Here is a 22,854-nt window from a genome sequence, read left to right as displayed (position 1 = left end):
CGCGCCAGCGAAAGTTTGCGAGCCGGAGCTCACCGGCGGCCAGACCCCGCCGGCAAGTTGCCGGGAAGTTGCCGCCGGTGCTGAGGCATCAGTTGCAGGTTGCGCGGTACGGCGTTTCCGGCAACGACTGTCGCCACTCGTCATGGGTGAGGTCGCGTGCGAGGGTGTCGCAGATGCGCTTCGCGGTGCGCTCTGGGTCGGTGGTCCACAGCGTGGCGGTCTGGTCGGCGCCGGCAGAGGCAAGGGTGGTGCCGTCGGCGCTGAATGCGACGGCTCGGACCGGTTCGGTGTGGCTGCCGCTCAGAGTGGCCAGATGCGCGCGCCGGTCGACGTCCCACAGCCGTACCGTGCGGTCGGTGAGGCCTGCCGCCAGCATGCGGCCGTCGGGGCTGAAGGCCAGGGCGTTCACCGAGCCCGGGATGCCGTCGAGGACGGCCGATGGGGTGCGTCGGTCGACGTCCCAGAGGATCACCGTTCGGTCGATACCGGCGGAGGCCAGGGTGCGGCCGTCGGGGCTGAACGCGACCTCTCGGAGTGCTCCGGTGTGGCCGGTGAGGGTGGTGATCCGGGAGCGTTTCGCGACGTCCCACAGCACCAGGGTCTGGTCTTGCCCCGCGGTGGCCAGCGTGCGGCCGTCCGGGCTGAAGTCGACGCCGTGGAGTCCATCGGGGTGGGTGAGCGTGGCTACCGGCGTCCGGCTGGCCAGGTCCCACAAGATGACCTTGCCGTCGAAGCCGGCGCTGGCCAGAGTTCGCCCGTCCGGGCTGAACGCGATGTCCTGGACGCGATTGGTGTGCCCGGTGAGTGCGATCGAGGGCGTGTTGGCGGTGGTGTCCCAGAGGGTGACGGCGAAGTTGGCAGCCGTCGGCAGGTCGGTGTCGGATCCGGTGCCGGCAGCCAGCGTGCGGCCATCCGGGCTGAACGCCACGGCGTTGACCGATGCGGACTCAGCGGTCCGGGTGGCCAGGCGGGACCGGCTGTCGGCGTCCCACAGCATCACCGCGCCGTCCTTGCCTGCGGTGGCGATCGTGCGTCCATCGGGGCTGAGGTCGACGTCGTGGATCCAGTCACTGTGGCCGGCGAGCGGGCGTTCGGTCGGGTCCCACAGAATGACGGTTCCGTTCTCGCCGGCTGAGGCGAGCATCGAACGCTGACGATCGAAGCTCAGGGTGTAGATGTTGTCGGGATGACCGGTCAGCCGGTGCAGCAGCTTGCGGCTCGCGGTGTCCCACAAGATGACCGTGTGGTCATGTCCCGCGCTGGCCAAGGTGCGCCCGTCCGGGCTGAACGCGACGGCCCGAGCGTCGCCGGTGTGGCCGGAGAGGGTGGCCAGTTGGGTGCGCTGGGCAACGTCCCACAACCTGACGGTCCGGTCCGGGCTGGCCGAGGCCAGCGTGCGGCCATCGGGGCTGAAGGCCACGGCGTCTGCTGACTTCGTGTGGCTGGCGAGGCTGGCCAGTTGAGCACCGGTTGCGGCGTCCCACAGCCGGACCGTTCGGTCCGCACCACCGGTGGCCAGCGTGCGTCCGTCCGGGCTGAACGCAACAGCCTGCACGACGCCGACGTGGCCGGTGAGCTGCGCGAGTTGCGTGTGCGTCTTGGTGTCCCACAACCGAATCGTCTGGTCGGAGCCGGCTGTGGCCACCCTGCGCGCATCCGGACTGAATGCGACGGCTTTCACTGACGCGGTGTGCCCGGTGAGGGTGGCCAGTGGCGCGGCCGTCGCGACATCCCAGAGCACTACGTTCTTGTCGTCACCGCCCGTGGCGAGCACGCGTCCGTCCGGGCTGAACTCCACCGCCCGCAGCCAGGTCGCGTGCGCAGTCAGCGTGGCTCGGCGGGTGCGCTGCTGGGTGTCCCACAGAACGACGCTCTGGTCTCGGCTGGCGGTGGCCAGGGTGTTGCCGTCCGGACTGAACGCGAGCTCGGAGATCGGGTCCTTATGACCGATGAGCTCAGTCTGGTAGGTCTGATGCGCGGACAGGCTGAGCAGTGCGCCGCGAGCCTCCGTGGTGGGCGACGTGCGGAAGGCCTCGACACCCAACAGCATCGCGTTGCCGGGCCGGGACTCGACCAGCGTCAGCGCCTGAGCGGCCAGCTGGCGGGAGATGGCGTCTTGACTTTGCCGGACGGCGTCGCGGCCCTGGTCGATCGCGACCACCCCGACAGCGGTGGCCACGAGCAGCAGAACCGTCAGACAGAGGGTCAGGTAGCGGAACTGCCGTTGGCGGCGCGCAACCGTCTGTCGCTCGGTCGCCTCAGCAGCGGTGCTGGCATCGAGAAAGTCCTGCTCGGCCGGATTCAGCTGGCTTCGATGGCCGTCCTGGCCGGCCCATTCGCCGGCCAGCGCCAGCCGCGTCCCCCGGTACAGCGCTCCGGGGTCGCGCTCCAGCGCGTTCCAGGTCTGCGCGGCATCGGTGAGCTGACGGTGGATCCGAAGGCCGTCGCGGTTCTCGGTCAGCCAGTCGTGGAGCCGCGGCCAGTGCCCGATGAGTGCCTCGTGGGTGAGCTCGACGCCGTCCCGGTCGAGGGTGATGAGCCGGGCCTGGGCCAGCCGGTCCAGAACGGTGCTGGTGTTCGGGGCGCCGTCGTCCACCTCGCGCCGGCTGATGCGCCGTTTGGTGGCTGCGCCCGTGTCGTCCAGCGCACAGAGTCGCAGCAGGATGTGTTTGGTGCTGGCCTGCTGATCGGCCGCGAGGCCGGTGTAGATCGTTTCTGCGGTCCGGGCCAGCGCGGTGCGCAGTCCGCCGGCAGCTTCGTAGCCGGCCAGGGTGAGTGTGGTGCCCCGGCGCCGCCGCCACGTCTCCAGCAGGACATGTGAGACCAGGGGCAGCACTCCGGGGTGGTTGGCGGCTGCGGCGACCAGTTCGGTCACCAGCGCGGTTTCGACCCGGCGACCGGCGAGAGCCGCGGGTTCGGTGATGGCCCGGCGCAGCTCTTCCGAGGTCATCGGACCGACAAGAACCTGCGCATCCCGCAGTGCGTCGACCAGCTCCGCGTACCGGCCGCAGTGACCGTAGAAATCGGCTCGCACTCCCAGAACGACCCTGGTCTGGCTGGTCGGGACGGACGCCGCTGTCGTCAGCGCGGTGATCAGCCAGGCCCGCTCGTCGGGGTCGGCGCACAGGGTGAAGACTTCCTCGAACTGATCGACCACCAGCACCAGATCGGCGTCGTCGTCCCGATCGGCCATTGCCTGCCGGATCCGCAGATGGAGGTTCTTCGGCGACGTGGCGAACTCCGCGAGCAACGTCGTACTCGGGACGTTCAGCAGAGCAGCCAGCTGGACTGCGCATTCCTCGATCGGGTGCGGGCCGGGGGTGAACACCACCACCGGTCGGTCGTCGCGGGTGAGGTGAGCCATCAGACCGGCGCGCAGCACCGATGACTTGCCGCTGCCGGAGGCCCCGAACACACCGACGAACCGATGGTTTCGAACCCGGGTGAGGAGATCGGCCACCAGATCCTCGCGCCCGAAGAACCGATCCGCATCTCCGACCTGGAAGGCGGCCAGTCCGGCGTAGGGCGCCCGTTCGGACCCGTCGGGCTCGGCTGTCGTCGAGGTCTCGGCCTCGACCGCCCGCCAGCGTTGCTCCCACTCGGCGGTGTCGCCGTCGCAGGCCGCGACAAAGGCGAGGGTGACCGGCAGACTGGGCAGCCGGCGTCCGCTCGCCGCCTCGGACAACGCCGCCGCCGAGTAGTGCGCACGTCTACTGAGCTCGCGGTAGGTGGGACTTCCCGCCTCCTGCCGCAGCTTGCGCAGATCTCTCGCGAGCCCCACCAAAGGCTCACTGCCCGGCTCCAGCGGCTTCTCTCGTGCCGGCACCGCAACCACCCCCCGTTGTTCACAGTCAGTTGTTCAGAGTTCACCACGGGAAACTGAACAACCCGGGCGCGGTAGACAAGTACACGCGACTGCGGGGTGCAGCCGCAGGCACGAAGGAGGGGGCCTGGTGTCGGACACCTGGTGGATCCACGCGGGACGTAACCGGAACGACAAGGTCGTGTACCTGTCCACCCGGAAGACCGTCGGCGCCGTGATCCGGCGCGCGCGGACCGACGGCGGCTTCACCCAGGCGGAACTGGCCCGCAGGTCCGGAGTCAGCATCCGAACGATCCGCAATCTCGAAGGCGACCGCATCACCGCCCCGCGGCAGTCCTCACTGGAAGCCCTGGCGACCGTGCTCCAGCTCGAACCGCAGGCGAAGCCCCCGGCGCGACCACCAGCCGCGACAGCCGGTCCGGACGACGTCCTGGACGCCGTCATTGCCGCCCTCGACGCCGCCCAGCTGATCACGACCTCGGGCGTCTACGGCATCGACAAGGTCCGCCTGGCCCAGGTGATCGCCGAGGAACTCCAAACGATCGCGGCCAGCGCCTGCCGCTGCCCCTGGCGCCTCGACAGTCTCTGCCCGACCCCGGACGACTTCTTCGCCGTCAGCAGGTGAGAGCTAGTAGGTCGGCTCGCGGTGGGTGGTGATCGCGTCGGCGGTCAGGGTGACGAAATGCTCGGCGAGCGTGCGGTCGCGCTGGGCGACCCCTAGGTACAGCGCTTCCAGGATGATCAGCTGGGCGTGCCGGCAGGCCATCCCGCCGGTTCGGGGCGGGAGGTCCCGGGCCGCGGTGAGCAGGACGACCTCGGCGGCGCGGGCCAGGGGAGACCGCGGGGAGTTGGTGACGGCGACGGTCTTCGCGCCCTGGGACGCCGCCAGCCGGAGCGGCTCCAGGACCTCGACGGTCTCGCCGCTGTGCGAGATCCCGATCGCGACATCACCCGGCCCGAGCAGGACGGCGCTGGTGAGCGCGTTGTGGACGTCGCTCCAGGTCGACGCGGCGCGGCCGATGCGATGCAGCCGGAGCCCGAGATCCTCGGCGACCGAGGCCGAGCCCGACACCGCGTACAGGTCGATCCGGCGCGCGTCCGAGACCGCCTGGACGACCTGGCCCAGGGCCTCGAGATCGAGACCCGCCGCGGTCTCCGTGATCGCCTGGATATCGGTGCTCACCAGGACCCGCAGGACCTCCTCGATCCCGGTGTCGGGGCCGATCTCGACACCGGCGCCGGGCTCGGAGTCGGCGGCGTCCCGGGCGTTCTCCGCGGCCAGGGCGAGCCGGAGTTCGGCGTACCCGCCGAGGCCGAGGGCGATGCAGAACCGGGTCACGCTGGGCAGGGAGGTGCCGCAGCGCGCGGCGAGTTCGCCGATGGTCGAGGCGGAAACCGCGGCCGGATTCCGGAGCACCTCGTCGGCGATCCGCGCCTGAGTGGTGCTCAGCGCCGGCAGCAGAGCATGGATCCGGGCCTGCAGGGTTTCGGGCATGGGACCGATTTTCAGACGGTCACTGAAACGTGTCAATGACTCGCTGGAAAGGCGTAGGAGTATAACCGCCGCGGATTGGGCCGAACGGATCGCCGACTCCTGTTCGGCTCTCTGGAGGGAGCTCGGATGTCCGCTCCCGGCCGTGCGCACGAGCCGGCATCAGCCGCACCGACCCGTCGGTCTGTGAATGATTCACAGACCGGATGGTCTTCCTCGGGGAAGCGATTCGCAGCTGGCCGGATCCGGACGCTTTGGCGGTGATGAGAAGGATCGACGGACGCCGTCCGTCCCGGCAGGGTCTGTCCTGAGACTCCGCGTGCCAGCCGCAACGTTGGCAGTACACCTCAGGAAGGACTGACGGATGCGAGCCATGACCCGCTTGGGGGTGCTCCTGGTCACCCTCGCCACTCTCCTGACCGCCAACCCGGCGATCGCCGCGCCGGCGGCGCTCCCGTACCCGGACCGGGACGCCTACCGGATCAAGTCGATCCATACCGACTTCTGGCCGAACCGGGACGAGATCGCCGGCAACAACACCGGCGGGGTCGCGATCAACGTGGTTTGGGACCAGTGGGAACCCGCGGTGAAGTCCGCGCCCTGCGCGACCGGCGAGCAGGAGTACGACGGTCGCTGTTACCAGATCGACCAGCAGACCGACGACGAGATCCGCGAGTATGCGAACCGCGGCCTGATCATCACCGCGGTCGTCTACGGCACGCCGGCCTGGGCCCGGCAGGGCAAGCTCTGCTCGCCGGCCAACGGCGATCCGAAGTTCGCGATCTTCTGTACGCCGAACGATCCGGCCGACTACGGCCGGTTCACCGGGATGCTCGCCCAGCGGTACGACGGGCAGCGCGGCCACGGCCGGATCGCGGACTTCGTGATCCACAACGAGGTGAACACCAACGTCTGGTTCGACATCGGCTGCGGCCAGGGCGTCCCGTGTGACAAGACCAAGTGGCTCGACGAGATCTCCGCGAACTACAACGCCGCGTACGACCGGATCAAGGCCGAGCAGTCCACCGCGAAAGTACTCGTCTCCCTCGACCACCAGTTCGGGATCGAACTGGAGGACCCGGCCGCGGGTGGCAACAACGCGAAGCTGGCCGGAACGACCGTGATCACCGCGGTCGCGGAGCGGGCCGGTGGGCGCGACTGGCGGATCGCGTTCCATCCGTACTCGAACCCCCTGGTCAGCGACGTTTTCGGGCCGGACGACTACCCGTGGGTGACGCACGGCAACCTGGGGGTGCTGATCGGCTGGCTCGCCAAGACGTTCCCGGGGCACCCGGCCGCGCAGGAGGTTCAGCTGACCGAGAGCGGCGTCAACTCGGTCAACCCGTCGTCACCGGCCAAGCAGGCCGCCGGAGTCTGCAACATCTTCCGCAACGTCCTCGGCACCCCCGGCATCGTGAACTTCAACTACCACCGGATGAAGGACCACGCCGACGAGATCGCCCAGGGGCTGGCCGTCGGCCTGCGAAACCCCGACCACACCGCCAAACCCGCGTGGACCACCTGGGCTCTTGCCAACCGCAACGATCTCAACCCGGCCCAGCTCAGCTGCGGCTTCGAGAAGCTCCCGTACACCACCCTCACCCGCGGTAACCACCAATCCCGCGGTCACTGGGCATCCTCCCGAATCCTGCCCAGCGGCTTCACCACCGAGGCAACCTGGCGCCTGTTCCGCAAACAAGAACCAGGGACCATCCCCCTCTACGAATGCAAGGTAGGCGCCCACAACCTCCTCACCCGCTCCGTCGACTGCGAAGGCCTCCAGCCCCTGGGCCCCGTCGGCTACGCCCGCACCACCGGCACCGATCCCATCTACCGCTGCTACATCCCCTGGAAAGGCGACCACTTCATCAGCCGAGACCCCAACTGCGAAGGCCAGCAACGAGAATCGCTCCTGGGCTACGCTGCTTGACCCGGCCCCATCGGCCGACCGCCACCGAGCGGTCGGCCGATGGCCGAGCTGATCCTCGGAGGCACTCGTTCGCAGTAGGCTCGCCGGCGAGACATTCATCGACTCCGAACCGCCCCGAGGAGATCTGTCATGATTCGTCGCCTGCTCGCTGTCGCCGCGACCGCCGTCGCGGTCGCCGGCTGCCTGACTGCCGCGCCCGCCGCCGCGGCGTACACGTTCGGGAACCTGAGCTTCAACCTGTGCGGGAACAAGTGCAACGACGGCCGGCTCGCCGTCGCCGACGAGGTGGTCGACTCGATCATCAACCGCAACGCGCGGACCGCGACCCTGCAGGAGGTCTGCGCCGGGCAGGCCAACCGGATCCGCAACCAGCTGGCATCGCGTGACTACCAGGTGGTCCATGTCCCGACCGCGCACAAGTGCGACGACGGTTCGGACTACGGCATCGCGCTCGTCACCCGCGGTACCCGCGATTGGCACAAGGTCTGGTCGTTGCCGAACCCGAACGGTCACGAGCCGCGCAAGATGGTCTGCGCGATGCTTTCCCCGCAGCGGTTCATCGCGTGTTCCACCCACATCGACTTCCACGGCGACGGCACCCGCGGCGCCCAGGTCGACAAAGTGGCGGACATCCTGGCCGGCTACGCGGCCGCCGGTCACCCGGCCTTCGTCGGCGGCGACTTCAACCTCACCCCGACCGAAGACGCCCTCGACGTCATGTACCGCCCGGCGTACGGTGGCGGCGCCACCGGAGCCCACACCGAAGCCAACGGCTGCTGCAGCCGCTCCGGCCCCGCCACCGGCGACGGCGGCGCCAAGATCGACTACGTCTTCATGAAAGCCCCCGCCTTCACCCCGAACGCTTCGTCCGTCGTCTCCACCCCCAACTCCGACCACAAGAAGCTCTGGACCAACATGACGCTCAACTGACGAACAAGGACTGCGGCCGCTCGCAGCTGTTCCTGCGGAGCGGCCGCTTGCCTGAAGTGGCGGTGGTCAGCCGTTCCATTCGACGACGGGGCGGATGTCGACGCTGCCATAGTTCGCCGTCGGGACTTTCTCGGCCCAGGCCTGGGCGGCTTCGATGCTGTCGACGTCGACCACGATGAAACCGGCGACGACCGGGCCGGAGGTTGCGGCGACGCCGTCCTGCACGACCAGTTCGCCGGAGCGGCGGGTGACGGTGCGGCCGGCGCTGGTTGCGTGGAAGCCCTCGGCGAAGACGTAGCCGCCGGAGTCCTTGATCTCCTGGTCGATGCTCAGCCAGTCGGGGATCTCGGCTTCGGTGGGGCTGTCGGTGGCCGGGTCGTACTGGTAGACGAGTGCGAACTTCATGATGAATCTCCTCAGATTTCGGAACGGAGTTTGGCGGTGATCACGGAGAGCAGGAGCATGGCGGAGAGGACGCCGACGGCCATTACCAGCGAGCCGGCTGCGACCTGTGCCATCGAGGCCACGTCGCCGACCAGCACGGCTGCCGCACCGGCGAAAGCCGCGATGGCCCAGCCACGCCGGCCATGCCGGAGGAAGAACCGGCCGAAGCTGATCAGCACGATCATCAGTGCGATGAAGGCGACGCTGCCGGCGAGCAGATGGAGCCCGGCGTGCCAGCTGAGGGTGGTCGGCGTCTCCGGGTGGTCGACCGGGAAGCCGCCGCCGGGGTCCAGTGTGAAGACGCCGGCGAGGACGTAGCCGACGCCGTACGTCGTGACGAGTCGCGGCACCCACTTGCTCGGGACGACCCGAGCCAGACCGCGGGCGCCGACGACGGCCAGCAAGCCGGCGACGACGAAGTTGGTGATCTGCAGCCAGGCCAGCGATCCGGTGGCCAGCATGCTCAGCGGGTGCCTGGTCAGGTCGAATCCGTCACGGGTCGCGACCTGGGCCAGGGACACGGCCGCCCAGAGCGGGCTGGACAGCACGAGCGCGCCCAGCAACCTGCGGGTGTCCGGCGTCCTTTCGACGGTACTGGCCGGAGTACTTGCGGTAGCGGTCATTCGTTGCTCCAAGGTGGGTACGGGTTTGGCTGCGCGGCCTGTTCATGGCTCTACCTTGTCCGTCGCGACCCGTCCCTGGCGTCACCAGATCTGATGACAAATGCGGCGATCTCGGCCTGTGCGACGATGACGACATGGCTCCGACAGTCATCAGCCCGGTCCTGGTGGGGCGGACGGACGAGCTCGCGGCGTTTCGGACGGCGTACGAGCGGTCACGCAGCGGCGAATCGGCGACGGTGCTCATTTCGGGCGAAGCCGGTATCGGCAAGTCGCGTTTGGTGACTGCGGCGACGGAACAGCTCCCAGGCGATCCGCTCGTCCTGACCGGTGGTTGCCTCGAGCTCGGCGCCGACGGAGCGCCGTGGGTGCCGTTCGTGTCGGTCCTGCGCGGGCTGCTGCGCGAGTGGGGAGCCGACCGGCTCCGGGCTGAACTACCCGCCGACGGGACCGCGCTCGCGCAGTGGTGGCCGGAGCTGGCCTTGCGGGAGGTGGCGGGTGGCCAGGTGCGTCTCTACGAGGAGGTGCTCGCACTCCTCGACCGGGCGGCGCGGAACCGGCCGGTGGTCGTGCTCATCGAGGACCTGCAATGGTCCGACGCCTCGAGCCGGGAGCTGTTCGTCTATCTGGCCCGCAATCTCGCGCATCGCGCCGTACTGCTGGTCGGCACGATCCGCTCCGGCGAACTGGCGCCGGGACATCCGACGCGCCAGCTGCTCCGGGAGCTCGGTCGTCGTGCGGAGGTCACTCGGCTGGAGCTGGGACCGCTCGGACGCCGGGAGATCGGCGCGCTCCTGGCCGCGATCGACCAGCAGCCGGCCGATCCACTGATCAGCAGCGAGATCTATCGCCGCAGCGGCGGAAACCCGCTGTTTGCCGAAGCACTCCAAGACGCCAGTACTACGTCGGCGGCGGACCTCGGCACGCTCTTGCTAGATCGGGTGGCCGACCTGTCTCCGGCCGCACAGCAGCTGCTGGTGACGGTCTGTGTGGCCAGTCGGGGCGTCACGGACGAACTGCTGTCCGAGGTGATCGGCGAATCGATCGACGAGCCGCTGCGTGAGCTACTCGACCGGAACCAAGTTGCTCTTCGCGACGACCAGTACGTCGTCCGGCACGACCTGATCCGCGAAGCCGTCTACGCCTCCCTGCTGCCGGGGGAGCGGCGTCGGCTGCACGGCCGCTTCGCTCGGGCGATCGCCGACCGGCTGCGGGTGTCCCGGCGACAGGCAACCTCCTTCCACACCTCGACGGAGTCGGCCGTCCTCGCCGTGCACTGGTTCGCAGCCGGAGAGCCGAGGCCGGCGTTGCCTGCAGCGTGGGGCGCTGCGCGGGCCGCGCGCCGGCAGGCGGCGTACGACGAGGAGCTGAACCTGGTCGGCCGGATTCTCGCGGCCTGGTCCGAGGTCGACGATGCCGCCGAGCTGCTCGGGGTCTCCCGGTCCGAGGTGCTGACGGCAGCAGTGGAGGCGGCCCACGCCGCCGGTCAGGCGGTGCTGGGAGTCGACTATGCGACGGCGGCGCTGGCCGACCTCGATCCAACGACAGAGCCGCAGCTGGTGGCCTGGGTTCTCGGGCTGAAAGGGCTGTTGAGCAACCGGATCGACAACACGGGTCTCGAGGAGCTCAGCGCGGCAGTCGACCTGGTTGCGCCGGGCTCGGCGGACGACGTACGAAGCCGGCTCCTGTCCTGGACGGCCTTCGTGCAGTGCATCGACGACGATCGCTCCGGCGCCCTGACCGCCGCTGAAGAGGCCCTCGACCTCGCTGAGCGAGTCGATGACGACGGACTCCGCGCTGCGGCGCTGTTACCGCTCGGCTGGGTCGAGAGCCGCGCCGGCGCCACCACAGCCGCGCTGGCCCGCTACGACCAAGCGCGCGTCCTCGCGACTCGGGCCGGGGACCACCAGGTCGCTTTGACCGCCTCGCAGTGGGCCGGCTTGGCGCTGGTACAGGCCGGCCGCCGCGCGGAGGCGGCAGACGCGACGCGCGCCGCACAGCAGGAGGCCGAACGGGTCGGCCTGGCCAGATCCCGGGGCAGCATCCTCGCCCAGAACCGCGCCTACGCCTTGTTCTACCTCGGCCGCTGGGACGAAGCACTGGACGTCGTCGACGACGCGCTCGCCGACGCCCCACCGCCCCGCTACGCGGCCGTCCTACGCTTCGTCATCGCGCAGATCATCCTGCGGCGCGGCGAATCCGCCCGCGCCGAACACCTCATCGCCGAAACCGAGCAAATGTTCGGAGCTCGCCGTCCAGCCGCCTTCCAACCCATCCTCGCCGGCCTCCGAGTAAGACTGGCAACCCAACGCGCCGACCTCGACAGCGCACACCAGATTCTCCAGACCGGGGTGCACCGGATCCTGACCAGCGGCCCAGTCCTCCAATACGAAGCGTCCTGGCTACTACTAGCCGGAGCCCACTACCAGCAGACGGCAACCAAGCCCAGCCCCGAACTGGCCAAACTACGCCACACCCTCACCCCAGCCGCCGCCCTCTGGCCCACCGTAGCCGCCGCCCTGACCTCCTTCGACGCCACCACCACAAACACCGAGGCAGCCTGGCAAACCGCCACCACCGCCTGGCGCAACCTCCAAGACCCCTACGAACTCGCCTGGACCCTAACCGGCGCCGCCACCGCAGCCCTTGCCGCAGGCAACAAACCGAGCGCCCGCGACGCCCTCACCGAAGCCCACTCCATCGCCACCGACCTCCGCGCCCAACCCCTCCTCACCCACCTCACCACCCTCTCCACCCGAGCCGGCCTCCCCACCGACCGCCCCACCCCACCCCCCTTCGGCCTCACCGCCCGCGAACGAGTAGTCCTCCAAGTCCTCTCCCGAGGCCTCTCCAACGCCCAAATAGCCCGCGAACTCTACGTCTCCACCAACACCATCGCCACCCACGTAGCCCGCATCCTGCGAAAGCTCGACGTCGCCAGCCGAACCGAAGCCGTCGCCGTCGCCCACACCCACAACCTGACCCCCACCAACCAAACCGAGTAGCCCCCGAGAAGCCCACCGACGAGCGGGAGGGAGTGTCAGCACCCGCCCAACCCAGCCCCACCAACGAGCGAAGCGAGTTGTAGCCGAAGCCGCCGCCAACGAGCGAAGCGAGTAGTCGCCGAAGGGCCCAACCCAGCAGCCGCCGACGAGCGGGAGCGAGTGGTCAGTGCCTGCTCAACCGAGCAACCGCCGACGAGCGAAGCGAGTGGTCAGCAACCAACTCACTCAGCCCCCGCCGACGAGCGAAGCGAAGTCGCAAGGGGGTGCGGGTGGCGAAGCCCCCGCTCGCGCCAAGCGGAGCGCAGGCGCACAAAATGCCGAAGGCGACCCGGTCCGCGCTCTCCGCGGACATGGGTCGCCTTCGACTTCGGGTGAGTGACGGGACTCGAACCCGCGACCACCTGGACCACAACCAGGTGCTCTACCAGCTGAGCTACACCCACCATTGCCGCTCGAAGTGCAGCGGCTGCGTAATCATAGCGAGGGAGGGGCGAGAGTAAAAATCGGGGGTTCAGGGGGTGGTGACGGCGGCTGCGGCGGCGCGGGCGGTGTCGGAATCGGGGCCGGGCTGGGGGACGAAGACGGTCTCGCGGTAGTAGCGGAGTTCGTGGATGCTCTCGCGGATGTCGGCCAGGGCGCGGTGGTTGCCGGTCTTGGCGGGGGTGGCGTAGTAGACGCGCGGGTACCAGCGGCGGACGAGCTCCTTGATCGAGCTGACGTCGACGTTGCGGTAGTGCAGGTGGGACTCGACGCGTGGCATGTCGCGGACCAGGAAGGTGCGGTCGGTGCCGACGGAGTTACCGGCCAGGGCGGCCTTGCGCGGCTCCTTGACGAAACCCGCGATGTAGTCGAGGACCTGCTGCTCGGCGTCGGCCAGCGCGATGCCCTGGTCGAGCTCGGCGAGCAGGCCGGAGGCCGTGTGCATGTCGCGGACGAAGTCGCCCATCTGCTCCAGGGCGCCCGGTGGCGGCGCGATCACCAGGTCGATGCCGTCGTCGAGCACGTTGAGCTCGTAGTCGGTGACGAGCACCGCGACCTCGATCAAGGCGTCCGCCGCCAGGTCGAGGCCGGTCATCTCGCAGTCGATCCACACCAGCCGGTCGTTCATGGGCACCCACCCTACGACCGCACGCCGACGGTCGTGCGCCCGCCGGGCGGTATCGGGCGACTTTCGCTGTTCCGAGACCGGCCGTTCCGGCAATTCACCCGGTGCATTCCGTGCCAACCCGGTTGCGGAGCGGTAGCTGCTGGTGCTGTCCTATTCGGGATTGGGGAGGAGGCGCCGGTGGCGGAGGGGACCGTGGGGAGGCCGCGGCTGACGGCGTTGCTGGACGAGGGTGCCCAGCGGCGGCTGCTGACCGTCGTGGCCGACGCCGGCTTCGGCAAGTCGACGCTGCTGTCCGCGTGGGCAGCAGGGCGGAGCTGTGCCTGGCATACCGTCCGCGCCGAGGACGCCTCGCTCGCCGGCATGGTCGCTCGCCTGGCCGAGGCGCTCCGCAGTCAGGTGCCTGCGCTGGCAGCCATACCGGCCGAGCTGCAGAGCCCCCGCGGTCCGGACGCCGATGCCGAGCAGGAGACTCGTGCCTTCGCGTACGCCGCTCTCCTGGCCGATGCCCTGGCCCAGAACCTCGACGACGACCTGGTCCTCGTTCTGGACGATCTGCACGAGCTGGGCCCAGATGCGCCCGCCACCAGGCTGATCGAGGGTCTGGTCCGGATCGCCCCACCGAACGTGCACCTGATCGTTGCCTCCCGCACCTCAATGCCCTTCGGGATCGACCGGCTCCGGGGCCGTGGCCAGGTGCTCGAGATCGATGCGACCGGTCTGAGGTTCACAGTGGCCGAAACACTCTCCGTGCTGGAGACAGTGCTCGGCAACGGCACCGAAGAGCTGGCTGAGTCGCTGCAGGCCGCAGTCCAGGGCTGGCCGGCCGCAGTCCGGCTGGCTGTCGAGGCGTTGCGGACGGCGCCGCCAGCTGAGCGGTTGGGCCGCTTGCAGCGCGCGCTGCGCTCCGACGGCCCTCTCTACGACTACCTGGCCGAGGAGGTCTTCGCCGCCGAGCCGCCAGCCGTACGACGTCTGGTCGCCGGTGTCGCCGTGCTACCGCGGTTCGGCACAGACCTCTGTCAGGCGATCGGTCTGACGAGTGGCGTGGAGACTCTGCAGCAGCTGCGCACCCGCGGCCTCCTCGTCTCCGCAGGCGACGCAGACGGCTACGAACTCAATCCACTCGTCAAGAACTTCGCCAACGACCGGCTGACTGTGGACGCCGAGGAGCTCACAAAGCTCACCCTGGACGCCGGCCAATGGTTCGAGTCAGTCGGCGAACACCGTGACGCCTTGGCCTGCTATCAGGTGGTCGACCCGGCCAGAGCGGTCCGCATGCTCACCGAGACGGGGCATTCGATGGTCAGCGGCGGTCTGGCCGAAGTAGTAGTCGCCGCTGTGACGGCGTTACCCGCCGAACACCGCGACCAGGCGATGGATCAGCTGGAAGGGGAGGCGCGCCAGGTTCTGGGCGACTGGCAGGGCGCGGTCGAGTGTTTCGACCGCATCATCGAGCCGGACGGCGAAATCCCGGTCGGAGTGGCCTGGCGGCTCGGCCTGATCCACCACCTGCGTGGTCAGACCGATGTGGCGATCGCGACCTACCAACGCGGCCGGATCGACGGCGCGCATCCAACCGACGAGGCGCTGCTGCAAGCCTGGTGGGCAGGTGCGCACTGGCTCCGTGGCGAGTTCGACGAGTGCCGAGCGCTCGTCAACGCGGCGTACGCGGCGGCTAAGGGCGACGACCGGGCGCTGGCCATCTCGCACACCGTGCTCGCGATGCTGGCCGCCGTCGACAGCGACCCGAGTGGCAACTCGTCGCACTACGTACGGGCGTTGGAACACGCCGAACGCGCAGGCGACCTGCTGCAATCGATCCGGATCCGCGTGAACCGTTCGTCGCACCACATCAGTGAGGGCGACTACGAGCTCGGTCTGAAGGAGCTGGACATCGCGCTGGAGCTTGCCGACCGGGCGGGCTTCGCAGTCTTCCGGGCATTGGCGCTGAACAACCGCGGCGAAGCCCTGCTGCACCTGGGCCGGCTGGACGAGGCGATTGGTGAGCTGGAGGCGTCCAGAGCGCTCTACCAGAAGCTGGACTCCAAACGCGTTGCACAACCACTATCGGTGCTCGGTGAGGTCTACCGGCAGCGTGGTGACCGCGCGATGGCCAGAGCCTGTTTCGAGGAGGCCATTGCGATCGCCGAGGACACCAGGGACATGCAGTCCCTGGTCCCGTCGCTAGCCGGCCTGGCCCGCGTTCTGGCCGTCGAAGAGCCAGAACGCGCGGCCGAGCTGGCTGAGCTCGCCAGGCAGGCTGTTGCCTACGGCCCGGTCCTGGGCCAGTCCGGTGCGCTGGTCGCGCTCGGCTGGGTGACTCTGCACGCAGGTAACAAGGTCGAGGCGGCGTCGACCGCGGAGGAAGCGGCGGCCCTTAGCCGCAAGCGTCGGGACCGGGCCGGTCTGGCGGACGCTCTCGAGCTGTACGCCGAAGCCAGCGGTGCCGCCGTCCTCCACGAGGTGCTGAACATCCGCAGCGAGCTGAGCGACCAGCTGGGGGAGGCCCGCGCCGAGCTGATGCTCGCCCAGCGCACTCCCGGCGCGGAGGGGCGCGAGCTGGCCATCCGTGCCCACCAACGCTTCCTGGCCGCCGGTGCGACCCGGTACGCCGCCGCAGCGCTCGCCACCAGCGATCAGACCGGCCCGGCCGCCGTCCGAGTCGAATGCCTCGGCGGCTTCCGGGTACTCCGAGACGGCAAGGCGATCCAGCTGGGTGAGTGGCCGTCCAAGAAGGCCCGAGACCTGCTCAAGATCCTCGTGGCCCGCCGCTGTCGCCCGGTTGCGCGCCTCCAGCTCCTCGACTTCCTCTGGCCCGACCAGGACGAGGCGGTCGCCTCACCCCGGCTCTCGGTCGCTCTGTCGACCGTCCGCTCCGTGCTGGACCCGGAGAAGAAGTACGCCGCCGACCACTTCATCGGCGCCGACCGGGCGACCATCTGGCTCGACGGCGACCAGACGACCGTCGACGTCGAGCTGTTCCTGCATGACGCCCGTGAAGGCCTCAACGCCGGTGACCTCCGGCAACTGCGCACGGCCGAGGCGGCGTACAGCGGGGACTTCCTGGAAGAAGACGTGTACGCCGACTGGGCCGCCGGTATGCGCGAAGAGGCCCGGGCGCTCTACGTCCGGGTAGCTCGGGTGCTGGCCGAGCGCGGACGCCGCGACCCGGACGCCGTGGCCGGCTACCTGCTCCGAATCCTGCAGCGCGATCAGTACGACGAACGCGCGCATCTGGGCCTGGTGACCGCTTTCCAAGCCAGCGGCGCCCACGGCGAAGCCCGCCGGGCCTACCGCACCTATGTCCAACGGATGGGTGAGCTGGAGGTAGAACCAGCCCCGTTCCCGGCGCGGGTTTAAGACTGTCTGAAGGTCGCTTCGCACGATCTGCACATGGCAGCGCCGGTGCACAACCCAACGGTGGTCCGCGAGTACGACGCGGCGGCTCACCCGGGGCGGGACTACCGCACCACACCCGGTACGACGGTCCGGGCGACGCTGGCTGGTGTCGTCGTACAGGTGCGGGACGAGCTGGTCGTCGTCGAGACCAACGCGATTCAGCACCTGTACCGGCCGTTGTCCGGTCCCACGGTCCGCGAGGGGGAGACCGTGGAGACCGGTGAGGTGCTAGGCGTCGCCGCCGGGGCGCATCTGCACTACGAGGAGCGGGGCGACGGCGTCCGCAAACCTCAGTTCGATCTGCACACCAACGCCCGGATGCGGGTGGTGGCGCCAGGTGAGTCGGCCGTGGAGGGAGCCGCCGAGCCGCCTGGCGCTACCGTGCACCCGTGATCGCCACGCAGTTCGCCACCGACCGTCTCCAGGCTCTCCCGCTCCGTGTCGAGTACGCCGAGCCGATGGCCGCCGTCCTCGCGGACCCCGCGCTCTACAGCTTCACCGGCGGCGAGCCGCCGACCGTCGCACAGCTGACCGCCCGCTACGAACGGCAGTTGGCCGGCTCGCCGACCGAGCACTGGCTCAACTGGGTCCTCCAGGCCCAGGAGCTGATCGGCTACGTCCAGGCCACGGTCACCGACGGCACCGCGGAGATCGCCTGGGTCGTCGGCACCGCGTGGCAGGGCCACGGCTACGCGAAGGAGGCCGCGCAGGGCCTGGCCGCCTGGCTGCGAGCGCAAGGCATCGAGCGCATCACCGCCACCATCCACCCGGACCATCACGCCTCGGCCGCCGTCGCCGCCGCGGTCGGACTCACGCGGACGGACACCGTCGTCGACGGCGAACACCTCTGGACATGAGTAGGGGCCCGATCGGCTGATCGGGCCCCTACGTCACGACTTCAGACCGGGCGGACGTTCTCCGCCTGCGGGCCCTTCTGGCCCTGGGTCAGGTCGAACTCGACGCGCTGGTTCTCGTCCAGGGTCTTGAAGCCCTGGGTGTTGATCGCCGAGTAGTGCACGAAGACGTCGGCGCCGCCGCCGTCCTGGGAGATGAAGCCGAAGCCCTTCTCGCCGTTGAACCACTTCACTGTTCCGCTGGCCATGATGTACCGCTCTCTGATGGGTAATGAGATGTCGGTTGCCGTCAATCCGGCCCGGAACGAGAAAACGCCCTGCGGATCACAAATCCGCGGGCGTCAAGAACGAACGAGGAACTGCAAAACTGCAACCGCTGGTAACCGTAGCACAACCCGCCGCAGCTCGGGGCCGGCGATTCGGCGAGCGCTTGCCGCCGGTGTGATCTTGACCGCATCCGGGCTCGCGCCTACTGTATCCCGTATACAAAACCACGGAAGGTGGGATCGATGCCGTCTGCCCGATTCGCCGTCAACTGCTCGATCCTGTTCACCGAGCTGCCGTTGCTGGAGCGGCCCGCGGCGGCCAAGGCAGCCGGGTTCGACGCCGTCGAGTTCTGGTGGCCGTTCGACACGCACCTTCCTGGCGACGCCGAGGTGGACGCGTTCGAGCGGGCGATCTCCGACGCCGGCGTCCAGCTCATCGGGCTGAACTTCGCCGCCGGTGACATGCCGGCCGGCGACCGCGGCCTGGTCTCCTGGCCGCAGCGCGCGCTCGAGTTCCGCGACAACATCCCCGTCACCCTGGGGATCGGCGAGCGGCTCGGCTGCCGCGCGTTCAACGCGCTCTACGGCAACCGGGTCGAGGGGTTCAGCCCGGAGGCGCAGGACGAGCTGGCCGCGGCGAACCTCGCGCTCGCCGCGACCGCGGCGGCCGATTTCGGCGGCGTCGTCCTGGTCGAGCCGGTCAGCGGCGCCGACCGCTATCCGCTCCGGACGGCGGCCGACGTCGTCCGGGTCATCGATCGCGTCGCGGCCGAGTCCGGCGTGACCGGCCTCGGGCTGCTGCTCGACCTCTACCACCTGACCGTCAACGGGGACGACGTGCCGGCCGCGATCGCGGCGTACGCCGACCGGATCGCGCACGTCCAGCTGGCCGACGCGCCCGGCCGGAACGAACCCGGCACCGGGAAGATCCCGGTCGACCAGCATCTCGCCGAGCTCGCCACCGCGGGCTACGCGGGCTGGATCGCCCTGGAGTACAAGCCGTCCGGCAGTACCGCGGAGAGCTTCGACTGGATCCGCTGAGCCGGACATAGCAGTACCGCTCGTTCCTGTTCGATTGGAGCTGGTATGCCCAGAATGACCGCTGCCCGCGCCGCGGTGGAGATCCTCCGCCTCGAAGGCGTCACCCATCTCTTCGGCCTGCCCGGAGCGGCCATCAACCCGTTCTACGCCGCCGTTCGCGCCCAGGGCGAGCTGCGGCACGTCCTCGCCCGGCACGTGGAGGGCGCCTCGCACATGGCCGAGGGGTACACCCGGGCCCGGGCCGGCAACCTCGGCGTCTGCGTCGGTACGTCGGGGCCGGCCGGCACCGACATGATCACCGGCCTGTACTCCGCGAGCGCCGACTCGATCCCGATCCTCTGCATCACCGGCCAGGCGCCGGTCGCGAAGCTGCACAAGGAGGATTTCCAGGCCGTCGACATCACGTCGATCGCGGAGCCGGTGACGAAGTGGTCGGTGACCGTACTGGAGGCGGCTCAGGTCCCCGGTGCGTTCCAGAAGGCCTTCCAGATCATGCGTTCCGGCCGTCCCGGGCCGGTGCTGATCGACCTGCCGCTCGACGTCCAGCTGACCGAGATCGACTTCGATCCGGAGCTCTACACACCGTTGCCGGTGGCAACACCCCGGGCCAGTCTCGCGCAGGCGAAGGCCGTGCTGCAGCTGCTTGCACAGGCCGAGCGGCCGCTGATCGTGGCCGGTGGCGGCGTCGTGAACGCCGACGCCGCGGATCTGCTGGTCGAGTTCGCTGAGCTGACGAACGTGCCGGTCGTGCCGACCCTGATGGGCTGGGGGACGATTCCCGACGATCATCGGCTGATGGCCGGGATGGTCGGCCTGCAGACCTCGCATCGCTACGGCAACGAGACGATGCTGGCCGCCGACCTGGTGATCGGGATCGGCAATCGCTGGGCGAACCGGCACACCGGCGGGCTCGACGTCTATCGCGAGGGCCGTAAGTTCGTCCACATCGACATCGAGCCGACGCAGATCGGCCGCGTCTTCGCGCCGGATCTCGGGATCGTCTCTGACGCCAAGGCCGCGCTCGAGGTGCTGCTGCACGTCGCGCGGCAGCAGGCGCCGCTGGACGACCGCTCCGAGTGGGCCGCGGCCTGCCGCGATCGCAAGGCGCGGCTGCGCCGGCGGACCGATTTCGACAACGTCCCGATCAAGCCGCAGCGCGTCTACCAGGAGATGAACAACGCCTTCGGGCCGGAGACGCGGTACGTGAGCACGATCGGGTTGTCGCAGATCCAGGCCGCGCAGATGTTGCACGTCTACCGGCCGCGGCACTGGATCAACGCGGGTCAGGCCGGTCCGCTGGGGTGGACCGGCCCGGCCGCGCTCGGCGTCGCTGTCGCCGACCCGGACACGCCGGTCGTCGCGCTGTCCGGCGACTACGACTTCCAGTTCCTGATCGAGGAGCTCGCGGTCGGGGCGCAGTTCAACATCCCCTACATCCACGTCGTGGTGAACAACGCCTATCTCGGCCTGATCCGGCAGGCGCAGCGCAACTTCGACATGGACTTCTGCGTTCAGCTCGCCTTCGACAACATCAACACCCCGGAACTGGCCGGGTACGGCGTCGATCACGTGAAGGTGGCCGAAGGTCTGGGCTGCAAGGCGGTCCGGGTCTTCGAGCCCGACGGGATCCAGCCGGCCCTCGACGAGGCGAAGAAGCTGCTCGCCGAGTTCCGCGTCCCGGTGATCGTCGAGGTGATCCTGGAACGCGTCACGAATGTTGCCATGGGCACCGAGATCGACAACGTCGTCGAGTTCGAGGAGCTCACCGACGTCCGGCATCCGGTCCCGACCGCCTCCGGCCCGAGGGAGTGACGATGAAGGTCGCGGTTCTCGGCGCCGGAGCGATCGGCGCGTACGTCGGCGCCGCGCTGCATCGGGGCGGCACGGAGGTGCACCTGATCGCGCGCGGCGCGCACCTGGAGGCGATCCGGCGCGACGGCGTCCGGGTGCTCAGCCCGCGCGGCGACTTCGCGGCGCGGACGCCGGCCACGGACGACCCGGCCGAGGTCGGCCCGGTCGACTACGTCTTCCTCGGTCTGAAGGCCAACTCCTACGCGTCGTCCGGCCCGCTGCTGGCGCCGCTGCTGCACGACAAGACCGTGGTGATCGCCGCGCAGAACGGCATCCCGTGGTGGTACTTCCACAAACTCGCGGGCCCGTACGAGGGACGCCGGATCGAGTCCGTCGACCCGGACGGATCGGTCACCCGGGTGATCGACCTCGATCGCGCGGTCGGTTGCGTCGTGTATTGCTCGACCGAGCTGGAGGGGCCCGGGCTGGTCCGGCATCTGGAGGGCACCCGGTTCTCGATCGGCGAGCCCGGCGGGGGAGTGTCCGAGCGCTGTACGGCGTTCAGCGACGCGATGATCGCGGGCGGGCTGAAGTGCCCGGTCGAGGACGACGTCCGCAAGGACATCTGGATCAAGCTGCTCGGCAACGCGGCGTTCAACCCGATCAGCGCGCTGGCCCGGGCGACCATGGTCGAGATCGCCACTCATCAGGGCACCCGGGCGATGATCCGGCTGATGATGGAGGAGTCGCTGGCGATCGCGGCCGCAGTCGGTTGCCGGCCCGATATCTCGGTCGACAAACGGATCGACGGCGCCGAGCGGGTCGGTGAGCACAAGACCTCGATGCTCCAGGACCTGGAGAAGGACAAACCGCTCGAACTCGACGTCATCCTCGCGGCGGTGGTCGAGCTGGCCGAGCTGACCGGTACGCCGGCGCCCACGCTGCGCGCCGTCCACGCGGTCGCCGATCTGCTCGCCAGCAAGATCGGCACGCCCGCCTAGACCAGGTGGGTCCGGCGTACAGCGACCGTCGGACCCACCTGTTTCCACTTCTCATGCCCCTGTTCCGGTCGTAGTGTTCACGTCAACACGCGCCGGATCGGGGGAGCGGATGGAGAGACCACGGCGAGGGCCTTCGATGGCGGACGTCGCCGCGCTGGCGGGCGTCTCCGGCCAGACCGTCTCCCGGGTCGCGAACAACCGGACGAATGTCGACGCGACCACCCGGGCCCGGGTCCGGGCCGCGATGCGCGAGCTGGGGTACCGCCCGAACGGCGCCGCCCGCGCGCTGCGCAGCGGAGCGTTCCACGGGATCGGCGTGATCGTCTTCGAGCTCTCGACCTTCGGTACGACGCGGACGCTGGACGCGATCGCCACCGCTGCCACCGAGCGCGGGTACGCCGTCAACCTGATGCCCGTCCTGGACATCAACCAGCGCGCGGTCACCGCCGCGTTCAACCGGCTCAGCGCGCAGGCCGTCGACGGCGTGATCATCCTGATCGAGGCGTACCTGCTCGACGAGGCCGGCGTTCAGCTGCCGCATGGCCTGCCGGTCGTGGTGGTCGACTCCAGCGCGCATTACGACTATCCGGTCGTCGACACCGATCAGTTCCAGGGCGCGGGTCAGGCGACCGGCCATCTGCTCGACCTCGGGCATCGCACGGTCTGGCACGTGGGCGGCCCGGTGACGTCGTACCCCGCGGCCCATCGGCGGCGCGGTTGGGAACAGACCCTGTTCGACCACCGCCGCGAAGTCCCGCCGGTGCTCTTCGGTGACTGGACCGCGCCCTCGGGCTACGAGGCCGGTCGCCGCCTGGCCGCCGATCCCGCAGTCACCGCGATCTTCGCTGCCAACGACCAGATGGCCCTCGGCGTCCTCCGCGCCCTGCACGAGGCCGGCCGCGCCGTCCCCGGCGAGGTCAGCGTCGTCGGCTTCGACGACATGGAGGAGTCGGCCCACTTCTGGCCGCCCCTCACCACCATCCGCCAGTCCTTCAGCGCGCTCGGGCAGCACTCCGTCGAGTCGCTCCTCGAAGCCATCGCCGCCGGCGGCCCCCAGCCGGCGCCGATCTCGGTGCCGACCCAGCTCATCGTCCGCGCGAGCACCGGACACAAGAACGGGTAGTAGTGGCCGCGGCGGCCGATTGCGAGC

17 protein-coding genes and 1 tRNA gene are annotated in these 22,854 nt (G+C 69.5%); 11 read left to right on the top strand and 7 right to left on the bottom strand.

The annotated features are described in order from the left end of the window. Positions 1-88 precede the first annotated feature (88 nt). A complete protein-coding gene (locus tag HPO96_RS39520) occupies positions 89-3,826 on the bottom strand; it encodes an nSTAND1 domain-containing NTPase (protein WP_202885495.1) in 3,738 nt (1,245 codons plus the stop codon). Between the two features lie 127 nt (positions 3,827-3,953). On the opposite strand from HPO96_RS39520, the gene HPO96_RS04980 reads away from it, so the two are divergent. Beyond that, positions 3,954-4,448, top strand: coding sequence for a helix-turn-helix domain-containing protein (locus tag HPO96_RS04980; RefSeq protein ID WP_202885494.1), 495 nt, complete (start codon positions 3,954-3,956; stop codon positions 4,446-4,448). Between the two features lie 3 nt (positions 4,449-4,451). Here the strand turns inward: HPO96_RS04980 and HPO96_RS04975 are convergent, their stop codons facing one another. After that, positions 4,452-5,318 (bottom strand): MurR/RpiR family transcriptional regulator, encoded by an 867-nt coding sequence (locus tag HPO96_RS04975; RefSeq protein WP_171671358.1) that lies wholly within the window; start codon positions 5,316-5,318, stop codon positions 4,452-4,454. Between the two features lie 361 nt (positions 5,319-5,679). Between HPO96_RS04975 and HPO96_RS04970 the strand changes: the two genes are divergently transcribed. Both HPO96_RS04970 and HPO96_RS04965 read left to right on the top strand, forming a co-directional pair. Next, positions 5,680-7,245, top strand: a complete 1,566-nt coding sequence (locus HPO96_RS04970) for a DUF5722 domain-containing protein (protein ID WP_202885493.1) — start codon at positions 5,680-5,682, stop codon at positions 7,243-7,245. A 129-nt stretch (positions 7,246-7,374) separates the two neighbouring features. Then, complete coding sequence (locus HPO96_RS04965) at positions 7,375-8,175, top strand: endonuclease/exonuclease/phosphatase family protein (protein ID WP_171671356.1); 801 nt, start codon at positions 7,375-7,377, stop codon at positions 8,173-8,175. A gap of 66 nt (positions 8,176-8,241) precedes the next feature. Here the strand turns inward: HPO96_RS04965 and HPO96_RS04960 are convergent, their stop codons facing one another. Together HPO96_RS04960 and HPO96_RS04955 are read right to left on the bottom strand one after the other, a co-directional pair. Then, on the bottom strand, positions 8,242-8,580 hold the full coding sequence (locus tag HPO96_RS04960) for a YciI family protein (RefSeq protein WP_171671354.1): 339 nt from the start codon (positions 8,578-8,580) through the stop codon (positions 8,242-8,244). A gap of 11 nt (positions 8,581-8,591) precedes the next feature. Then, positions 8,592-9,242, bottom strand: coding sequence for a DUF998 domain-containing protein (locus HPO96_RS04955; protein WP_171671353.1), 651 nt, complete (start codon positions 9,240-9,242; stop codon positions 8,592-8,594). A 134-nt stretch (positions 9,243-9,376) separates the two neighbouring features. Between HPO96_RS04955 and HPO96_RS04950 the strand changes: the two genes are divergently transcribed. Further along, complete coding sequence (locus HPO96_RS04950; protein WP_171671351.1) at positions 9,377-12,244, top strand: ATP-binding protein; 2,868 nt, start codon at positions 9,377-9,379, stop codon at positions 12,242-12,244. 370 nt (positions 12,245-12,614) lie between these two features. Here HPO96_RS04950 and HPO96_RS04945 read toward each other — a convergent pair. Together HPO96_RS04945 and orn are read right to left on the bottom strand one after the other, a co-directional pair. Beyond that, positions 12,615-12,687: transfer RNA gene (locus HPO96_RS04945), tRNA-His, on the bottom strand. A 68-nt stretch (positions 12,688-12,755) separates the two neighbouring features. Continuing rightward, positions 12,756-13,352, bottom strand: coding sequence for an oligoribonuclease (gene orn, locus HPO96_RS04940; RefSeq protein ID WP_171671350.1), 597 nt, complete (start codon positions 13,350-13,352; stop codon positions 12,756-12,758). Positions 13,353-13,529: 177 nt separating this feature from the next. Here orn and HPO96_RS39515 point away from each other — a divergent pair, with 177 nt between their 5' ends. The 3 genes from HPO96_RS39515 to HPO96_RS04925 are packed head-to-tail and all read left to right on the top strand — an operon-like array spanning position 13,530 to position 17,608. Further along, positions 13,530-16,712 (top strand): tetratricopeptide repeat protein, encoded by a 3,183-nt coding sequence (locus HPO96_RS39515; protein ID WP_171671348.1) that lies wholly within the window; start codon positions 13,530-13,532, stop codon positions 16,710-16,712. Positions 16,713-16,745: 33 nt separating this feature from the next. Beyond that, the gene (locus HPO96_RS04930; RefSeq protein ID WP_171671346.1) at positions 16,746-17,144 is read left to right on the top strand and encodes a M23 family metallopeptidase; all 399 of its coding nucleotides are present in this window, start codon (positions 16,746-16,748) and stop codon (positions 17,142-17,144) included. Beyond that, entirely contained in the window at positions 17,141-17,608 is a 468-nt protein-coding gene (locus HPO96_RS04925) for a GNAT family N-acetyltransferase (RefSeq protein ID WP_171671345.1), read from the top strand. The genes HPO96_RS04930 and HPO96_RS04925 overlap by 4 nt, the downstream gene beginning before the upstream one ends. 41 nt (positions 17,609-17,649) lie before the next feature. On the opposite strand, the gene HPO96_RS04920 is transcribed toward HPO96_RS04925, so the two are convergent. Next, positions 17,650-17,853 (bottom strand): cold-shock protein, encoded by a 204-nt coding sequence (locus HPO96_RS04920; RefSeq protein WP_171671343.1) that lies wholly within the window; start codon positions 17,851-17,853, stop codon positions 17,650-17,652. Positions 17,854-18,114: 261 nt separating this feature from the next. On the opposite strand from HPO96_RS04920, the gene HPO96_RS04915 reads away from it, so the two are divergent. The 4 genes from HPO96_RS04915 (at position 18,115) to HPO96_RS04900 (ending at position 22,827) form a co-directional block, all read left to right on the top strand. Continuing rightward, positions 18,115-18,912: a hydroxypyruvate isomerase family protein gene (locus tag HPO96_RS04915; protein WP_171671341.1), complete on the top strand. Its 798-nt coding sequence runs from the start codon at positions 18,115-18,117 to the stop codon at positions 18,910-18,912. A 45-nt stretch (positions 18,913-18,957) separates the two neighbouring features. After that, the gene (gcl, locus tag HPO96_RS04910) at positions 18,958-20,724 is read left to right on the top strand and encodes a glyoxylate carboligase (protein WP_171671339.1); all 1,767 of its coding nucleotides are present in this window, start codon (positions 18,958-18,960) and stop codon (positions 20,722-20,724) included. A gap of 2 nt (positions 20,725-20,726) precedes the next feature. Beyond that, positions 20,727-21,704 (top strand): 2-dehydropantoate 2-reductase, encoded by a 978-nt coding sequence (locus tag HPO96_RS04905; RefSeq protein WP_171671338.1) that lies wholly within the window; start codon positions 20,727-20,729, stop codon positions 21,702-21,704. 136 nt (positions 21,705-21,840) lie between these two features. After that, the gene (locus HPO96_RS04900) at positions 21,841-22,827 is read left to right on the top strand and encodes a LacI family DNA-binding transcriptional regulator (protein WP_171671336.1); all 987 of its coding nucleotides are present in this window, start codon (positions 21,841-21,843) and stop codon (positions 22,825-22,827) included. Positions 22,828-22,854 lie beyond the last annotated feature (27 nt).

Source organism: Kribbella sandramycini, assembly GCF_013131805.1.
In the GTDB taxonomy this organism is placed as follows: domain Bacteria; phylum Actinomycetota; class Actinomycetes; order Propionibacteriales; family Kribbellaceae; genus Kribbella; species Kribbella sandramycini.
Note: the sequence above shows the minus strand (reverse complement) of the source record. Positions and strands in the feature narration are given on the sequence as shown.

Coding starts and splice junctions, on each gene's coding strand:
- HPO96_RS04975 (WP_171671358.1), bottom strand. CDS start 5,318: ATGCCCGAAACCCTGCAGGCCCGGATCCATGCTCTGCTGCCGGCGCTG.
- HPO96_RS04970 (WP_202885493.1), top strand. CDS start 5,680: ATGCGAGCCATGACCCGCTTGGGGGTGCTCCTGGTCACCCTCGCCACT.
- HPO96_RS04965 (WP_171671356.1), top strand. CDS start 7,375: ATGATTCGTCGCCTGCTCGCTGTCGCCGCGACCGCCGTCGCGGTCGCC.
- HPO96_RS04960 (WP_171671354.1), bottom strand. CDS start 8,580: ATGAAGTTCGCACTCGTCTACCAGTACGACCCGGCCACCGACAGCCCC.
- HPO96_RS04955 (WP_171671353.1), bottom strand. CDS start 9,242: ATGACCGCTACCGCAAGTACTCCGGCCAGTACCGTCGAAAGGACGCCG.
- HPO96_RS04950 (WP_171671351.1), top strand. CDS start 9,377: ATGGCTCCGACAGTCATCAGCCCGGTCCTGGTGGGGCGGACGGACGAG.
- orn (WP_171671350.1), bottom strand. CDS start 13,352: ATGAACGACCGGCTGGTGTGGATCGACTGCGAGATGACCGGCCTCGAC.
- HPO96_RS04930 (WP_171671346.1), top strand. CDS start 16,746: ATGGCAGCGCCGGTGCACAACCCAACGGTGGTCCGCGAGTACGACGCG.
- HPO96_RS04920 (WP_171671343.1), bottom strand. CDS start 17,853: ATGGCCAGCGGAACAGTGAAGTGGTTCAACGGCGAGAAGGGCTTCGGC.
- HPO96_RS04915 (WP_171671341.1), top strand. CDS start 18,115: ATGCCGTCTGCCCGATTCGCCGTCAACTGCTCGATCCTGTTCACCGAG.
- gcl (WP_171671339.1), top strand. CDS start 18,958: ATGCCCAGAATGACCGCTGCCCGCGCCGCGGTGGAGATCCTCCGCCTC.
- HPO96_RS04905 (WP_171671338.1), top strand. CDS start 20,727: ATGAAGGTCGCGGTTCTCGGCGCCGGAGCGATCGGCGCGTACGTCGGC.
- HPO96_RS04900 (WP_171671336.1), top strand. CDS start 21,841: ATGGCGGACGTCGCCGCGCTGGCGGGCGTCTCCGGCCAGACCGTCTCC.